This is a genomic window from Rhizobium sp. 862_C5_N1_2 (assembly GCF_051811205.1).
Taxonomy (GTDB): Bacteria; Pseudomonadota; Alphaproteobacteria; order Rhizobiales; family Rhizobiaceae; genus Rhizobium; species Rhizobium leguminosarum.
Window position 1 is genome coordinate 2,691,443 of the sequence record NZ_JBPWPT010000001.1, and the last position, 16,410, is coordinate 2,707,852.

Genomic DNA, 16,410 nt, shown 5'->3' on the forward strand with positions numbered 1-16,410 from the left:
TGAGTGCGGCGCCTCAAAGCCGCCACGCCGCGCGCACCGATAGCCGGAGGCTGTCACCCGTTCGGACGGGAAAGCGGGTATAGGCCCGCAGCACCTGACTATCGGCGAGGACCAGCTTCAGCGCGTAACGCTCACCCTCGAAGAGAACGGACTCGACCGTCGCCGCGATCCCCTCGCCGGCGGCGATATTCTCGCCGGAGACGACATCCTCCGGCCGGACGAGGACATCCACCCTGTCGCCACTGGCTGCCCCGGCAGCAGCAGCAAACATCGGCTCCAGCGCAGGCCAGTCGAGCGCCCTGCCATCGCCGAAGGGACGAGGCAGCGTCACGATCGCGCCTCGCCCGATCAGCCCGCCAACGACGCGGCCTTCCGGCCGGGCATAGATTTCAGCGGGCGGGGCCACTTGCAGCAGCCGACCCTCCGACATGACGGCTACGTCGGTCGCAAGCGCCATCGCCTCGCTCTGGTCATGGGTGACGTAGATCATCGTCGCGCCCGAGCGCTGGTGGAATTCGCGGAAGGTTTCCTCCATCTCCTGTTTCAGGTGCCGGTCGAGATTGGCAAGCGGCTCGTCGAGCAGCACCACGTCGGGCGATGTCACCAGGCAGCGGGCGAGCGCCACGCGCTGACGTTGACCGCCGGAGAGATCGGCCGGCCGCCGTTCGGCATAATCGGCAAGCCGCACCGTGCCGAGCGCGTCGCGCACCTTCGCCCGGTAGACCTCGCCCGAGATGCCGCGCACCTTGAGGGGGTAGCCGACATTGTCGGCGACACTCATATGCGGCCACAGCGCATAGGACTGAAAGACCATCGCCATGTTGCGCTTTTCCGGTGGCAGCGACTGCGCGGCATCGGCAAGCAACCGCTCGCCGAGATGGATCGAGCCATCGCTCGGCGTCTCGAAACCGGCGATCATGCGCAGCACCGTTGTCTTGCCGCAGCCGGAAGGCCCGAGCAGCGCGAGGAAGCCGCCCTCGCGCACCTCGAGCGAAAAGCCGCTGACGGCGGCCCGCCCGCTGCCAAAATCCTTGCCGAGCTGGTTGAGGATCAGCCTCGCCACGGGACCACTCCTTTCGGCAGTCGTTTGGCCAGAAGCTCAAGTAGCAGCATCAGCACGACGACCATGACGACGACGAGCACCGAGAGCGCCGAAGCAAGGTCGGAACTGCCGCTGTCGTCGAGATTGTAGATGGCGACGCCGAGCGTCTGGGTGCCGGCCGACCAGAGCAGCGCCGAGATCGTCAGCTCGTTGCAGGCGATCAGGAAGACCAGGATGACCGAGGCGCCGGCGGCCGGCGCAATCAGCGGCACGATGATATCGGCAAGCCGGCGGAAAAAGCCGGCGCCGGAAAGCCGCGCCGCCTCCTCGAGCGCCGGGTCGAGCTGGTGGAAGGCGCTGACCACGGGTTTCAGGCTGACGGCGAAGAACGAGGAGAAATAGGCGATCAGGATGATCCAGATCGTGCCGTAAAGCGAGACGTGCAGGATCGGGATGGGTGCAGCGAACACCAGAATGAAGGAAACGGCCATGACGATGCCGGGCAGCGAATAGGGTATTTCGATCAGGCTGGAAACGATACGGGAAACCACATCCTTGCGCCGCGTCAGCGCATAGGCCGCAAGCACCGTCACCACGAGGAGACAAAGCGCAGTGGCGCCGGCAAGCGACAGCGAATTGATAAAAGCCGTGCGCGTCACCGCCTGCCGGAACAGGATCTCCTCAAAAGCATGCAGCGACATCGTCTTGAAGGTGAGCGGCACACCATAGGCCGGCACCAGCGCACCGGCAAGGAGCGCGAAGAACGGCGCGGCCAGCATGAAAAACAGGATCACCCAGACGAGCGGCGTGAAGGCAAACCGCCAGATGCCGAGTTCGAAGGCGGCACTCGCCCCGGATAACCCGATGACGCGGTAGTCACGGCCGCGCAGCGCCCGGTCCTGGATCATCAGCCCGACGACCGAGATGACGGCGATGATCGCCGAGAGCACGGCGACGTCGCCGAAGGTACGGCTGGTGAAGGCGGAAAACTTGGTGAAGATCAACGTCGGAAGCGTGAAGATCGAGGCCGGAATGCCGAGAATGGCGGGAATACCGAAATTGCCGGTGCAGGAGACGAACGAGATCGCCGCTCCCGCGATGATGCCGGGCAGCGACAGCGGCAGGATGATGTCGCGAAACACCCGCAGGCTGGAGGCGCCGGAAAGCCGTGCTGCCTCGACGCCGTCGCGGGGCAGCGTCATCAGCCCGGCCCGAAGCGCCAGGTAGACCAGCGGCGCATGCTGCACGCCATAAAGCAGCGCGATGCCACCCACCGAATAGAGCGGCTGCGGCGAGCCGAGCGGCGGGGCGATATGCAGCGCCTTCAACAGCGGGCTGGATGGGCCGGACATCAGCACCCAGGCAAGCGCCGTTACTTGCGGCGGGATCATCATCGGCAGCACGAAGCAGAAACTGAGCAGCTCCTTGGCGCGGATATCGGTCAGCGTCAGCAGGAAGGCAAAGAGGCAGCCGATGATGAGCGATATGATTGTGCCCAGAATGGCGGTGACGACCGTGTAATAGGTCGCCGACCACAGCGAGGCGTCGCCGAGAACCGCCATCACGCCGCCATCGGCAAAGGCCGCTATCCCGACCATGGCGAGGCGGGCGAGCGGCAGCACGCTGAGGATCAGGACGACGATGACGACAAAAGGAAACAGCCAGGCGGGCTGGCTGTTTCCGGTTTTGATATATCCGTGCATGAAAGGATCAGTTCGAGCCGTAGATGCCCGAGAAGGTCTTGAGATCCTGATCGGTATTCTTCAGAGCGTCTGCGGCCTTGATCGGCAGGACCTTGATGGTGTCGCGCGCGGGGAAGCCTTCCGGCAGCTTCATGCCGTTGCGGGCCGGGATGTAGCCGAGCTTCAGGAAGCCTTCCTGGCCCTTTTCGGAGAGCACGTAATCGACGAATTTCTTTGCGGCATCGGCGTTCTTCGTGCTGGCAAGGATACCGACCGGCTCGGTGACGGCCGAAACGCCTTCGCTCGGGAACACGAATTCGACCGGCGCGCCCTTGGCCCTCTCGCGGATCGGCAGGTAGTCGACGACCATACCGTAGGCCTTTTCGCCCGAGGCGACGGACTTCAGCACGGCGCCGTTGCCGCCGGCCGCGATCGCACCGTTTTCGGCAAGCGACTTGTAGAAGTCCCAACCGAGGCCGGGAACGGCGGCAAGCGTCTGAGCGTGGATCAGGGCCGCACCCGAGGCAAGCGGGCTCGGCATGGTGACGAGGCCCTTGGCTTCCGGCTTCGTCAGGTCCTTCCAGCTCGCAGGCTTCATCGCGGCCGAGGTGTTATACATGATGCCGGTGGTGATCAGCTTGGTCGAGTAGTAATAGCCGTCGGTGTCATAAAGGGCGGCGTCGTATTGGGCAGCTTCTGGCGACTTGTAGGCCAGGAGCTTGCCGTCTTCCTTCAGGCGCTCCAGCGTCACCACGTCGGCGATGAGGAGGACGTCGGCCACCGGGTTGCCGGCCTGGATCTCGGCCTGGAGCTTCGCCATGATCTTCGGCGTGCCGTCGCGCACCCAGTCGACCTTGATATCGGGATTGGCGGCCATGAAGCCGTCGACCGTCGCCTGCGCGTCCTCGTTCGGCTGGCTAGTATAGAGAACGAGGTTTGCGGCCGAAGCCGGAATGGCAAAGAGGCTCGCAGCGACAAGTGCTGCGGCGGAAACGATCGTTTTCATGGGAAGGATCCTCGATTTCGATACCCCTCCCTTATTAGGGGTCGTTGACAGAGATGTGACAGCGCGCCGCAGCCCACCGGGCCCCGGTTTCACAACCCTCGTTGATGTCCACCGGCTGTGCCCACAATCGGGGCGATCGCCTTTCCCGCAATCTCGCCGGCGTTGTCTTCAACCCTGTGAAAGAGGCGATCATCTGGTATCCTCGCGCGCAAGCGATCTCACACAGGCGTGAACACCCGGCGATTTGCCATTGCCGGGCTTTGCGCTACGTCACTCACGTTTCGATGAAGGAGGAATTTCAATGGAATATCGTCTACTCGGCCGTTCCGGCCTGAAGATTTCGACTTTGACCATGGGCACGATGACCTTCGGAGGCGTCGGCTGGGCGAAGACCGTCGGCGACCTCGGCGTCTCCGAGGCCCGCAAGATGATCGATATATGCATCGATGCCGGCATCAACCTCATCGACACCGCCAATGCCTATTCAGCGGGTGAATGCGAAAACATCATCGGCGATGTGCTCTCCGGCAAGCGGCCGCAGGGCGTGCTGCTCGCCACCAAAGCCCGCTTCGGCATGGGCGACGGCCCGAACGACCAGGGCCTGTCGCGCTACCACCTGATCCGCGAATGCGAGGCGAGCCTCAAGCGTCTGAAGACCGATGTCATCGACCTTTACCAGGTGCATGAATGGGACGGCCAGACGCCGCTGGAAGAGACGATGGAAGCGCTCGACACCCTGATCAGGCAGGGCAAGGTGCGTTACGTCGGCTGCTCAAATTATTCCGGCTGGCACATCATGAAAGCGCTCGGCATCGCCAAAGATCACAGGTACCAACGCTTCGTCAGCCAGCAGATCCATTATACGCTGGAAGCGCGCGACGCCGAATACGAGCTGTTGCCGATCTCGATCGACCAGGGCCTCGGCGTACTGGTCTGGAGCCCGCTCGCCGGCGGTCTGCTGTCCGGCAAGCATCGCCGCAACCAGGCAGCGCCAGAAGGCACGCGCCAGTTCGCCGGTTGGACCGAACCGCCGATCCGTGATGAGAACCGCCTCTGGAACATCGTCGAGACACTGGTCGCGATCGGCGAAGAGCGCGGTGTCTCGGCCGCACAGGTGGCGCTCGCCTGGCTGATCGGCCGCAAGGCGGTCACCTCGGTCATCATCGGCGGCCGCACGGAAGCCCAGTTCCGCGACAACATCGCCGCCGCCGAGCTGAAACTCACGGACGAGGAGCGCAAGCGCCTCGACGCGGTCAGCCTGCCGCCAGTGATCTATCCCTATTGGCACCAGCTGAACACGGTTAGCGACCGGCTTGGTGAAGCCGATCTCGAGCTTTTCGGTCCGCATCTCCAGCAATAGCCGATCATGGATCAAGCATTGCACGGCGAAAGACAGACGTCACAAAAGATGCACTTTCGCCGTGTTATCGTAAAACCCCGCCACCCGCTGCGAGGTTCTCCATGCTGAAGAATTACAAGGTCCTGAAGGGTACGGCGAGCGCCCTTGCCCTCGACGACGACAACGATCCCCATATCGAAATCCGCATTGAGGCGAACGGCATCAGCTACCGTATCGCGCTCAACGTCCGCTCCAAGGAATCGCCGCACGACCTGCTCTACGCCAATATCGTCGACTTCAAGCATTCGTCGCTGACGGAGGCACTCGAGGCGCTGCCGATGGGCCTGACCGACATCCGCAAGGACCGTCCGGAGCTTGCCATCGATTATGTCCGCGGCGGGTTGATCGAGCGCGAGGACATGAATGTCGCGCCCTTCCAGCTCTCCGGGCCGAAGAACGACCTGCGTGACTTCATCGAGCCGATCGTCCAGGAAGGCATTGCCGATTCCGACGTGCATTTCTACGCCTTCGGCGAAGCCTGGGGTCCTGAGAACAACAAGCCGGACCAATATTCCGTTTCGAGCCGGGCAACGGCATCCACGACATTCACATGAACCAGGGCGACGGCGGCAGCTTCAAGGCCACCAACGGGCCGAACCAGGACGGCGCCCTGCTCGTCCATTTCAACGATACCGACGAATGGGCGGCGATCTTCCTCTGCTTCCAGTCGCAGAACTGGAACACCGATGCGGCGACCGGCCATCCGGTTTCCGACAGTCGCGGCGGCCAGGGCCGCGGCGAAGGCACACGCCGGCCGCAGCCGATCGTAGCCTCGTCGTTGCGCATCGTCGCCGCGCTGATCAACCCGGTGAACGGTGAAGGCGGCACCGAGGCCGAAACAGTGACGATCATCAACCGCTCCGACATGCAGGCGTCGCTCGACGGCTGGAAGCTGGAGGACGAAAACGGCAGGACCCAGACGCTATCGGGGTCGTTGAGCGCGGGCGAGCTGCGCACCATAGCGCTCGATGCCGCAGCCGGCGGCCCGCAGCTTGCCAACAGGGGCGGCGACATCATCCTGCGCAATGCCGACGGCGCCGTAGCGGACCGGGTCGGCTACGGCAAGAGCGAGACGGCGAACGAAGGCTGGACGACGATCTTCTGATCGGCGCCCGCCCCTTGACAGCCTGGATCAGCCGCCGATTTCGGCTGAGATCAGCGCGCCCAAGCGGCCGATGCCGTCCTCGATCATCTGCTCGTTGGCGCAGGAGAAGCTGACGCGGAAGGTGTTGGCGCCGGAACCATCGGCGAAGAAAGCCTTGCCGGGCACGAAGGCGACCTTGGCGGTTTCGAGTGATTTCGCCAGCAGCTTGGCGCCGTCCATGCCCTCCGGCAGCGTAATCCAGATGAACATGCCGCCTTCCGGCTTCGTCCAACTGATGCCTTCAGGCATGTATTTTTCGAGTGCGGCCAGCATGCAGTCGCGGCGTTGGCTGTAGGCGGTTTTGATCTTGGCGACCTGCGCATCGAAGCCGCGCTCGGCGACATCTGATATCGCCATCTGGTTGATCGTCGAAGAATGCAGGTCGGCCGCCTGCTTCATCAGCACCAGCTTGCGGATGACGGGCGCATTGGCGACGATGAAGCCGACGCGAAGGCCGGGCGCCAGCGTCTTCGAGAAGCTGCCGCAATAGATCGTGCGCGTATCGTTGATATGGCCCTTCTCGGCGATTTCGAGCGCCAGGATCGGCGGGATCGGATCGCCGTCGTAACGCAGCGACTGATAGGCCGCATCCTCGATGACGGCGATGTCGAGATCTTCCGCCAGCGCCAGGACCTTCTTGCGGCCATCAAGATCGACGGTTTCGCCGGTCGGATTGGAGAAGTCGGCGGAGAGATAGGCGAACTTCACTTTGCCGCCGGCAGCGGAAGCGGCCGCGCGGTAGGACTCGGGCGTCCGGTTGCCGTTCGGCGTCAGTTGGTCGTAGGCCGGTTCATAGGCGTTAAAGGCCTGCAGCGCGCCGAGATAGGTCGGCCATGTCACGAGCGCGGTGTCGTTTGGTGACAGGAAGAGCTTGCCGAGATAATCCAGGCCCTGCTGCGAACCGGAGACGATGAAGACATTGTCGAGTTCGCAAGGAATGCCGAGAGCAGCCATCTGCCCGACCAGCCATTCGCGCAGCGGCTTGTAGCCTTCGCTGACCGAATATTGCAGCGCCGAATTGACGGCGGCGCCGTCGAAGATATCGGCATAGGCCTGCTTGAACTCCCGATCCGGAAAGAGCGCCGGATCCGGAATGCCGCCGGCAAAGGAGATGATGTCGGGCCGGTCGAGAAGCTTCAGGAGTTCACGGATTTCGGATGCGCGCATGCGCGACGAGCGCGACGCAAACATGGTGTCCCAGTTCAGCATGGGGTTTCCTCGTATTTTCTATACCGTCGACAAACCATGCGGTGGAAATTATGTCAATAATGCTGACCTATTTTCTTGTCATGGTGACAAGTTGGAAATCTTATATTCCAAAGCCTTGGTGCGAGATGAGCGAACGTCTTTGCGACGGCGCTCGATCCCGAATTTGCTGCTCGACGTCAGCCACATCAAGCGATTATTCCTCTGATCAAAGCCGAAACCGGCTGATTCAGACCTTTCCAAGACCAGCTCGGCGGCGGTAGTGTCGCCGCCACTATTCAATTTACTATCAAGGTGCCAGCAATGACCGTAACGTCGGCCTCTCCTGAAATTAAAATCGAACTCCACAAGTCTCCCGTCTCGGACGCCGATCGCATCCAGGCACTGGAGACGCCCGGCTTCGGCAAGGTCTTCACGGATCATATGGTTCTGGCACGATGGACTGCCGACAAGGGCTGGCACGATGCGAAGGTTACGCCCAGGCGCCCTCTGGAGCTCGATCCTGCGAGTGCCGTGCTGCACTACGCTCAGGAAATCTTCGAGGGCATGAAAGCCTACAAGGCAGACGATGGCCGGATCCTGCTCTTTCGGCCTGAAGAGAACGCACGCCGCTTCGCGCAGTCGGCGACCCGCATGGCGATGCCTCCTGTGCCCGAAGAACTCTTCCTGAAGGCGGTCGAAGAACTGGTCCGCGTTGACAAGGCCTGGATTCCGTCCGGCGACGCCAGCCTGTACCTTCGCCCCTTCATGTTCGCCAATGAGGCGTTTCTCGGCGTTCGTCCGGCTCTGGAATATGTCTTCTGCATCATCGCCTCTCCGGTCGGCGCCTACTTCAAGGGTGGCGCGAAGGCCGTCTCCCTTTGGGTCGAGACCGAATACACCCGTGCAGCCAGCGGCGGCACTGGCGCTGCAAAATGCGGCGGAAACTACGCAGCCAGCCTCGTGGCGCAAGCCGAGGCGTCGAAGAAGGGTTGCGATCAGGTCGTCTTCCTGGACGCCGCAGAGCATCGCTGGGTCGAAGAACTCGGCGGCATGAATGTCTTCTTCGTGATGAACGATGGATCAGTGGTGACCCCGCCCCTTGGCGGCACGATCCTGCCGGGCATCACCCGGGCCTCCGTGATCGTGCTCGCCGAAGAAAGGGGCTTGCGCGTCGAGCAGCGCCCCTACTCGTTCGCGGAATGGCAAGAAGACGCTGCCAGTGGCAGGCTCGTCGAAGCCTTCGCTTGCGGCACTGCCGCAGTCCTGGCGGGCATCGGCCTGGTTCGACATGCCGGCGGCGAGTTTCTGGTCGGAGACGGACAGACCGGCAAGTTGACCAGCGAACTGCGCCAGCAGCTCGTCAGTCTGCAGAAGGGCGTAACGAACGATGAGCACGGCTGGACCCGCCTCATCCCGACCTGAACTCCAGACGTTCCACGCGAACGGCGGCGTCAACACCCACATGGTGGGCGCCGCTCTCCGCCTCGCCCGCAAAGTCGTCGGGCTGGCGATATATTCCGCGCGAGCTTTCCAAATGGCTGGCACGCGAAAAGGACGAAGAAGCCGTCGACAGCTTCATCGCCTATACCGCGACATGCATGGTTGTTTCGCTCGACACGACACTTGCCCGCCGTGCTGCCGAAATATCGGCAACTCATAAATTCGCCACTGTCGATGCGATCATTTATGCGACCGCGGAACGCCATGATGCCGATATCCTGACGTGCGACGCCCATTTCAAGGATCTCGAACGCGCCATCCCTATCGATAAAAAGACTTATCCTCATGTGACCCAAGCCCTCGACGGCGCAGCACAACGCTTCTATCACAAAATGGAAAATGGTAATCTGGCATCTGAAATGGCTGAAAACCGGCATGTGCGGGCGGCACGAATCCAATGGCGAAAATGACGATCTCGCTTCCGGATCATCTGGCGGAATACGTCGAAAATCGTGTCGCAAGCGGCAGATACAGCAGTGCCGGCGCATTCCTGGCGGAGCTCATTCTGAAGGATCAGCTCCATCACAAACTAGACGACGAAGAACTGCGCAACATCCTGAGGCAGGCTGAGGAAAGCGGCCCGAGCGATCGACGCATTCCCGACATCCTGTCGGAAACGAAGGCCAAGCTGCGTGACAACAACCTATAGGCTGACCCGAACCGCGGACGCCGTGCTATCAGGCATCGACGAATATGCTTGCCTCAACTTCGGCGAGGCGCAGGCAGACGCCTATCTTCTCGACTGGGACAGGATTTTCGTGCTTCTTTCCCACGCTCCCTCCATGGGAGAAGAGTGCGACGAACTCGGCGCTGGCCTTCGCCGGCTCCTCCACATGCGCCACGTCGCCTTCTACCGGGTGGCATCGGAAGGGATTGTCGTCATTGACATCATCGACGCGGACCGGCTTCCCGAAAAACATCTTCAATCCAACCGACGCCCGCGATCGGCCGAACAGCATGCCTCCTGACTGCACCTCCGCCTTCTACGAGGAAAATGCCGAGACGTATGCCAGCCGGGCGCGCAGCCTGCCAAAGCAGCGGCTCGATGCCTTCCTCGCTGGCCTTGCACCCGGTGCGGCAATCCTCGAACTCGGCTGCGGCGGCGGGCAGGACAGCGCCTACATGCTGTCGCAGGGTTTCGACGTTATGCCGACGGACGGCTCGGCTAAGCTTGCAAGACAAGCGGAAGTTCTGATCGGCAGACCGGTCAGGGTCATGCTGTTCCAAGAGCTCGACGCCGACAGCGCCTTCGACGGTGTCTGGGCGCAGGCAAGCCTTCTCCACGTCCCGAGGCCCGGGTTGCCCGATGTCTTCGCCCGCATCCGGCGCGCCCTGAGGACAGGCGGCATCATTCATGCGACCTTCAAGGCAGGCGATGCGGAAGGCCATGACGGCTTTGGGCGGTATTACAACTATCCCTCCGCCGAATGGCTGTCGGAGCTTTTGACGAACGGCGGCTGGGGGAACATCGCCATCAGCGAGAGCGACGGCGGCGGCTATGACGGCAAGCCGACCCGCTGGCTTACCGTGAGCGCAGAACGGTAAAGGCCGGAGCTTTCGCCCCGGCCTCCAACCGCAGAATCTTGAAACCGTTTAGTTGACCGACTTGTCGACCAACTTGTTCTTGCCGATCCAGGGCATCATGCCGCGCAGCTTGGCGCCGACTTCCTCGATCTGGTGGCTGTCGTTCATGCGGCGGATGCCCTTGAAGCGCGAGCCGCCGGCACGGTATTCCTGCATCCAATCGGAAGTGAACTTGCCGGTCTGGATGTCCTTGAGCACGCGCTTCATCTCGGCCTTGGTCTCGGCGGTGATGATGCGCGGGCCGGAGACGTATTCGCCCCACTCGGCCGTGTTCGAGATCGAGTAGTTCATGTTGGCGATGCCGCCTTCATAGATCAGGTCGACGATCAGCTTCACCTCGTGCAGGCATTCGAAATAGGCCATTTCAGGCGCGTAGCCGGCTTCAACCAGCGTTTCGAAGCCAGCGCGGATGAGCTCGACCAGACCGCCGCAGAGAACGACCTGTTCGCCGAAGAGGTCGGTTTCGCATTCTTCGCGGAAGTTGGTTTCGATGATGCCCGAGCGACCGCCGCCGACGCCGCAGGCGTAGGAGAGCGCCAGTTCAAGCGCATTGCCGGACGCGTTCTGGTGAACGGCAACGAGGCAGGGAACGCCGCCGCCCTTCTGGTATTCGCCGCGAACCGTATGGCCCGGACCCTTCGGCGCGATCATGACGACGTCGAGCGATGCCTTCGGCTCGATGAGGCCGAAATGAACGTTGAGGCCGTGTGCAAAAGCGATCGCAGCGCCGTCGCGGATGTTGCCGGCGATGTCGGCCTTGTAGATGTCGGCCTGAAGTTCGTCAGGCGTAGCCATCATCAGGAGGTCACCCCATTTGGCAGCGTCGGCAACGGTCATGACCTTGAAGCCGTCGGCCTCTGCCTTCTTGATGGTCGGCGAGCCGGCCTTGAGAGCGATGACCACGTTTGCATGGCCGCTGTCCTTGAGGTTCAGCGCGTGCGCGCGACCCTGGGAGCCGTAGCCGACGATGACGACGTTCTTGGACTTGATGAGGTTGAGATCGGCATCACGATCGTAATAGACGCGCATTTGAAGTTCCTTCCCTTTGCTTGTCTTGTTGACTGTCATTAAAGCGGAATCAACCGAGAACCGGCATCTCCGCCAGAACCTTGTCCGTGCCATAAAGCCTGAGGAAGGCGGTGACCGCCCTCTCCGCCTGGCGCGCGGTATCCTTGAGGCCTGGCTCACCGAGCAGCATGCGCACATGCAGGTCGGAAACGATCAAGCCGTAAAGCGTGTGATAGGCCTCGTCGGCATCGGAAAAACGCAGGAGCCCTGCCCTCTTCCCGGCATCGATCAGCGCCATGGCGCGCCGGTCGATCTGGCGACGGCCGCGCTCGAGCAGCAGCTTGCCGAGCTTCGAGCCGTCACGGTTCGACTGGCCGATCGCCAACCGGTTCAGTGCCAGCGAGACGTCGCCGGCGAGCACCTCGAGCAGGTCACGCGCGAAAATGACGACATGGTCGTGCAGGCTCGCCGCCGTCAGCCGCTCTCCATTGCGCTCGAAGGTGCGCACCTTGCTCGCCTGATAGGCAATCATCGCCGATAGCAGACCGTCGCGATCGCCGAACCACTTGTAGAGGCTTTCCTTCGAGCAATTGGCGGCGCGCGCGACGCCCGAAGTCGTCAGCGCCTTCTCGCCGCCATCGACGAGCAATCGCAGCGCCTGCTCCAGAACGGCGTTCTGGCGCGGCGAAAATTCGCTCGGCTCTGCGGTATCGACAGACACGGTCATGACTCCCATATACGTACCGTACGGTACGGTTCGCGAGGTTTATGCGATAAACCGATCAGGTCGTCAAGAAGTCCAGATAGATTTTTTTAATACGTGAAACCGCGATGAAACACCAGAATTGGATAGGCGCGAATCCTCGGCGACCGCATAATGTCGCGCTATACCATTTGCCCGGAGGCTTCGATGTCACGCCTGTCTGCAGCTCTTCTCCTGCTCGGAGCAATCCTCCTTGGCGGCTCAAGCACTCTCGCGCAGTCCGACAGCGACGTCTATAACCGCATCGAGGAACTACACGGCGATGCCGCAAGCTTCGACCGGCCGCTGCGCCAACTTGTTCGGGCGATGCGCTCAGGCGACGCCGAGACCATCGCCGGCCTTGCCGAATACCCGCTGACGGTCAAGGCCAACGGCGAGACCTACGACGTCGAGAACGCTGAGGATTTCATCGACAATTTCGACGATCTCGTGACGCCCGAGACGCGCCGCGCTGTCGGACGCCAGCAATACGAGGATCTCTTCGTCAACAGCGACGGCGTCATGATGGCCGACGGCGCCGTCTGGATGGGCGCGGTCTGCGACGACACCGCCTGCGAGGCGAGCCATTGGGCGATCATCGCGATCAACAACTGAAATCTGGCGATGAGGGAAAGCCGATGAAATACCAGATGGTCGCAGCAGTCATCACCGCAGCTCTCGCCATCGTCGCTTTGCTTCGACTGATCAGACGACAAAACTCGACAATACTTGGCTTCCAGACGCGCGCCGCGCTACTCCGCCGCCATGACGTCGCGGGCGCCGTCGACATCGCGGGCCGGCGAGGCGCCGTAGAGGCGGCTGTATTCGCGGCTGAACTGTGACGGGCTTTGATAACCGACGCGGTGGCCGGCCGTGCCCGCATCGAGGCGCTCCACGAGCATCAGACGGCGCGCCTCGTGTAGGCGAAGCTGCTTCTGATACTGCACCGGCGTCATCGCCGTGACCGACTTGAAGTGATGATGGAAAGACGACACGCTCATGCTGACGCGCTCGGCAAGGTCTTCGATGCGCAGTGGCCGCGCGAAATTCTCCTTCAGCCATGCGACGGCGCGCGCAACCCTGTTGCTGTGGCTGTCTGCAGTGGCGATGTTGATCAGCCGCGCGCCATCCGGCCCGGTCAGCACCCGGTAGAGGATTTCCTGTTCGATCAGCGGCGCCATGGCAGGAATGTCGCCTGGACGATCGAGCAAGCGCAACAGGCGGACGGCAGCATCCAGGAGCTCCGGCGGAGCGACGTTCACCGCCATCCCGCGCTGCCCGTCGGTATCGGCGGCTGGGCGCGGAATATCGATGCGGCTGAGCAACTCCAGCAGCTTTTCGGAATCGATTGCCAGCCCCAGGCAGAGATGCGGAACCTCAGGGCTCGCCTCCGTGACGCGCCAGGCGACCGGCAGATCGAGCGAGGTCAGCAGATAGTCGCCAGTCCCATAGCTGATAAGTTCCGCGCCGAGGCGCAGGCTCTTAGCCCCCTGCAGGACAAAGGCAAAACAGGGCCGATAGCTGCTGTGCAGCGGATCGCTGGGCTTGGACCGACGGCTGATGTGAAGATTGCCGATATCAGTCGCGAACTCGCCGTCACCGGTCGCGAAGCGCATCGCGATATCGACAATTTCCTGATAGGGGCTGAAGGGCAAGGTCATGCGGCAACTCTTTCTGTCAACTCTCTGACACCGGCGATACCGCTCTTATCTAGAGTGCCTTCGCCATTTCGCAAACAGGCTGGCGCCTCACTTTTGCAGGATCGTGCAAAAAGCTGAGAGGATCGCTCTAACCCTCTGCCGCCGTTCCGGGCAATAGTCCACCATCTCTTTCAACCCCTACCCACAATCGAAAAGGATGGTTCCCATGCCTATTGCAAGAGGCTACGCCGCGACCGACGCTTCCAAGCCGCTGACCCCTTTCACCTTCGAACGCCGCGATCCGAACCCCGATGACGTCGTTATCGACATCAAGTTTGCCGGCATCTGCCATTCGGACATCCACACTGTCCGCAACGAATGGAAGAACGCCGTCTATCCGATCGTGCCGGGCCATGAGATCGCCGGCATCGTCTCGGCCGTCGGCTCTGATGTGACCAAGTTCAAGGTCGGCGATCGCGTCGGCGTCGGTTGCTTCGTCGATTCCTGCATCGGCTGCGCCGAGCGCGACCTCGATCGGGAACAGTATATGCCCGGGCTCGCCGGCACCTACAATGACTTCGAAGCCGACCGCAAGACACGCACCCAGGGCGGCTATTCCGACTCGATCGTCGTCAGGGAAGGCTATGTCATGTCCATTCCGGACAATCTGCCGCTCGATGCCTCCGCGCCGCTGCTCTGCGCCGGCATCACGCTCTATTCGCCGCTGCGCCACTGGAATGCCGGCCCCGGCAAGAAGGTCGCGATCGTCGGCATGGGCGGCCTCGGCCATATGGGCGTCAAGCTCGGCGCCGCCATGGGCGCCGATATCACCGTTCTCTCCCAGAGCCTTTCCAAGAAGGAAGATGGGCTGAAGCTCGGCGCCAAGGAATATTACGCCACCAACGACCCGGAAACTTTCACGAAGCTTGCCGGCACTTTCGACCTGATCATCTGCACCGTCAGCGCCGAGATCGACTGGAATGCCTATCTCGGCCTCCTGAAGGTGGATGGTTCCTTCGTGGTGGTCGGCGCGCCGGAAAACCCGATCCCCGTGCATGCGTTCTCGATCATCCCCGGCCGCAAGAGCATTTCGGGCTCGATGATCGGCTCGATCAAGGAAACCCAAGAAATGCTCGACTTCTGCGGCGAGCACAACATCGTCTCCGAGATCGAGAAGATCAACATCCAGCAGGTCAACGAAGCCTATGAACGCGTTCTGAAGAGCGACGTCCGCTACCGCTTCGTCATCGACATCGCCTCGCTGGCGGCTTGAGGAACGAGGGGCGGCTCCTTCGGGGGCCGCCTGTCCATCCGGCGCGGACTACCTGCAACCCGCCGTCTCGTAGTGTAGGCCGTCAATTCTTGACGGCTAGATAGGCCTCCAACGAAGCCACAATTTTCGACCAGGGGTCTGTATCGAGATAGCAATGAGATACGCCATCAACAATGACAGGGGCAAAAGGAATGCCACCAGGGGAATTGCGTCTCGATGGCATTCGCCGCCCCAGGAGGTGTTTCCGAGCCCGAGATAATTGCGCAAAGCAAAACAATCGCCCACTCCGTACGTTGCGAGAAGAATGAGCAGCGGTACGTGCACGAGATAGAGAGGGTAGGATATCTCGCCCATCCAGGTGGCGATGCGTTCAAACCGTGCATTTCTTGCCAGACACAAGCCAAGCCACATAATTATTGGGTGAGCGGCAAATGTCAGGAGCAGATAGTATTTTCTCTCGGTGAGGACGAATCCCGAATAAAGCGCCGCAAGAGCAGCCACCAAAATCCAGCCAGGCCAGGCTGCAAGCCTGATGCGGAAGCCTCGTCGCCAAAGACAACTGAGAAGCACTCCGCCATAGAAAGATGCCAGAACCCGGGGAAAGCCCCCGACAATATCACCCCAAACAGAGCCCGGCGGGTACCGAAAGTACCACAGCGCAACGACGAACGCCGGCGCCGATAACGCGACAATAGAAACGGCCACTCGGAGACGAGCCGCAGTGAATAAAAAGACTGCGTTGGACACGACCTCAAAGAACAACGACCACGCCGGGCCGTTCAAGGGCAGAATGCCGAGAACAGTGTCCGACGGCGCGGGAAGCATGAGCAGGCTGGCAACGGAGGAAACGGCAAAAGTGCTGAAGCTCCAGTTTTCAAGATGACCAATCAGTGGGAAAACCGAAGCAGCGCCCAGCAACGTGCAAACCAGGTAGACGGGGTACAATCGCGCAATACGGTGGCTAATGAAGTTTCGGCAGCCGTCCGCCTGCAACAGGCTCTCGCCGTATCTTTCCGCCAAAACGAAGCCGCTTAACATGAAGAAAAGATCGACGGCAGCATAAGCGACGGGAAACGCACTGCTGGAGTGATAGATAAGCACGAGTATTGCGGACGCTCCACGCAACAAGTCGAGCATCCAGAAACGATTCTTTCCGTCAGCAGATACGTCGCTTGTCATGCAAAGATCTCACGCTCTCTTCC

At 61.5% G+C, this 16,410-nt stretch carries 15 protein-coding genes and 2 pseudogenes; 9 read left to right on the plus strand and 8 right to left on the minus strand.

Features of this window, described 5'->3' with window-relative positions:
• Positions 1 to 13: 13 nt before the first annotated feature.
• From ACD590_RS13605 to ACD590_RS13615, 3 genes are read right to left on the minus strand one after another with little or no spacing between them, the layout of a single operon-like run.
• On the minus strand, positions 14 to 1,063 hold the full coding sequence (locus ACD590_RS13605) for an ABC transporter ATP-binding protein (RefSeq protein WP_130729219.1): 1,050 nt from the start codon (positions 1,061 to 1,063) through the stop codon (positions 14 to 16).
• A complete protein-coding gene (locus ACD590_RS13610; protein WP_193445652.1) occupies positions 1,051 to 2,745 on the minus strand; it encodes an ABC transporter permease in 1,695 nt (564 codons plus the stop codon). Before ACD590_RS13610 ends, ACD590_RS13605 begins: the two co-directional genes overlap by 13 nt.
• 7 nt (positions 2,746 to 2,752) lie before the next feature.
• The gene (locus tag ACD590_RS13615; protein ID WP_439002767.1) at positions 2,753 to 3,730 is read right to left on the minus strand and encodes an ABC transporter substrate-binding protein; all 978 of its coding nucleotides are present in this window, start codon (positions 3,728 to 3,730) and stop codon (positions 2,753 to 2,755) included.
• A gap of 301 nt (positions 3,731 to 4,031) precedes the next feature.
• Here ACD590_RS13615 and ACD590_RS13620 point away from each other — a divergent pair, with 301 nt between their 5' ends.
• Both ACD590_RS13620 and ACD590_RS13625 read left to right on the plus strand, forming a co-directional pair.
• A complete protein-coding gene (locus ACD590_RS13620) occupies positions 4,032 to 5,090 on the plus strand; it encodes an aldo/keto reductase (RefSeq protein WP_018242758.1) in 1,059 nt (352 codons plus the stop codon).
• A 101-nt stretch (positions 5,091 to 5,191) separates the two neighbouring features.
• Positions 5,192 to 6,234: pseudogene (locus ACD590_RS13625) on the plus strand (DUF2278 family protein).
• Between the two features lie 27 nt (positions 6,235 to 6,261).
• Here the strand turns inward: ACD590_RS13625 and ACD590_RS13630 are convergent.
• On the minus strand, positions 6,262 to 7,482 hold the full coding sequence (locus ACD590_RS13630; RefSeq protein WP_018242760.1) for a PLP-dependent aminotransferase family protein: 1,221 nt from the start codon (positions 7,480 to 7,482) through the stop codon (positions 6,262 to 6,264).
• A gap of 300 nt (positions 7,483 to 7,782) precedes the next feature.
• Here ACD590_RS13630 and ACD590_RS13635 point away from each other — a divergent pair, with 300 nt between their 5' ends.
• The 5 genes and pseudogenes from ACD590_RS13635 (at position 7,783) to ACD590_RS13655 (ending at position 10,506) form a co-directional block, all read left to right on the plus strand.
• Entirely contained in the window at positions 7,783 to 8,883 is a 1,101-nt protein-coding gene (locus ACD590_RS13635; protein WP_047623369.1) for a branched-chain amino acid aminotransferase, read from the plus strand.
• A 101-nt stretch (positions 8,884 to 8,984) separates the two neighbouring features.
• A pseudogene (locus tag ACD590_RS13640) lies at positions 8,985 to 9,236 on the plus strand (PIN domain-containing protein); the annotation flags it as partial.
• A 122-nt stretch (positions 9,237 to 9,358) separates the two neighbouring features.
• Positions 9,359 to 9,610, plus strand: a complete 252-nt coding sequence (locus ACD590_RS13645) for a ribbon-helix-helix domain-containing protein (protein ID WP_018242765.1) — start codon at positions 9,359 to 9,361, stop codon at positions 9,608 to 9,610.
• Positions 9,594 to 9,929: a type II toxin-antitoxin system RelE/ParE family toxin gene (locus ACD590_RS13650; protein WP_018242766.1), complete on the plus strand. Its 336-nt coding sequence runs from the start codon at positions 9,594 to 9,596 to the stop codon at positions 9,927 to 9,929. The genes ACD590_RS13645 and ACD590_RS13650 overlap by 17 nt, the downstream gene beginning before the upstream one ends.
• A complete protein-coding gene (locus ACD590_RS13655) occupies positions 9,919 to 10,506 on the plus strand; it encodes a class I SAM-dependent methyltransferase (RefSeq protein WP_439002769.1) in 588 nt (195 codons plus the stop codon). The genes ACD590_RS13650 and ACD590_RS13655 overlap by 11 nt, the downstream gene beginning before the upstream one ends.
• Positions 10,507 to 10,554: 48 nt before the next feature.
• Here ACD590_RS13655 and ilvC read toward each other — a convergent pair whose 3' ends face one another.
• Together ilvC and ACD590_RS13665 are read right to left on the minus strand one after the other, a co-directional pair.
• Positions 10,555 to 11,574, minus strand: coding sequence for a ketol-acid reductoisomerase (ilvC, locus tag ACD590_RS13660; protein ID WP_026188461.1), 1,020 nt, complete (start codon positions 11,572 to 11,574; stop codon positions 10,555 to 10,557).
• Between the two features lie 49 nt (positions 11,575 to 11,623).
• Positions 11,624 to 12,289, minus strand: coding sequence for a TetR/AcrR family transcriptional regulator (locus ACD590_RS13665; RefSeq protein ID WP_183619152.1), 666 nt, complete (start codon positions 12,287 to 12,289; stop codon positions 11,624 to 11,626).
• Positions 12,290 to 12,430: 141 nt separating this feature from the next.
• On the opposite strand from ACD590_RS13665, the gene ACD590_RS13670 reads away from it, so the two are divergent.
• Positions 12,431 to 12,910, plus strand: coding sequence for a hypothetical protein (locus ACD590_RS13670; protein WP_439002770.1), 480 nt, complete (start codon positions 12,431 to 12,433; stop codon positions 12,908 to 12,910).
• A 137-nt stretch (positions 12,911 to 13,047) separates the two neighbouring features.
• Here the strand turns inward: ACD590_RS13670 and ACD590_RS13675 are convergent, their stop codons facing one another.
• A complete protein-coding gene (locus ACD590_RS13675) occupies positions 13,048 to 13,956 on the minus strand; it encodes an AraC family transcriptional regulator (protein WP_018446484.1) in 909 nt (302 codons plus the stop codon).
• A 205-nt stretch (positions 13,957 to 14,161) separates the two neighbouring features.
• Between ACD590_RS13675 and ACD590_RS13680 the strand changes: the two genes are divergently transcribed.
• Positions 14,162 to 15,208, plus strand: coding sequence for an NAD(P)-dependent alcohol dehydrogenase (locus ACD590_RS13680; RefSeq protein WP_018242772.1), 1,047 nt, complete (start codon positions 14,162 to 14,164; stop codon positions 15,206 to 15,208).
• Positions 15,209 to 15,304: 96 nt separating this feature from the next.
• Here the strand turns inward: ACD590_RS13680 and ACD590_RS13685 are convergent, their stop codons facing one another.
• Positions 15,305 to 16,387: an acyltransferase family protein gene (locus ACD590_RS13685; RefSeq protein ID WP_439002771.1), complete on the minus strand. Its 1,083-nt coding sequence runs from the start codon at positions 16,385 to 16,387 to the stop codon at positions 15,305 to 15,307.
• Positions 16,388 to 16,410: the final 23 nt, after the last annotated feature.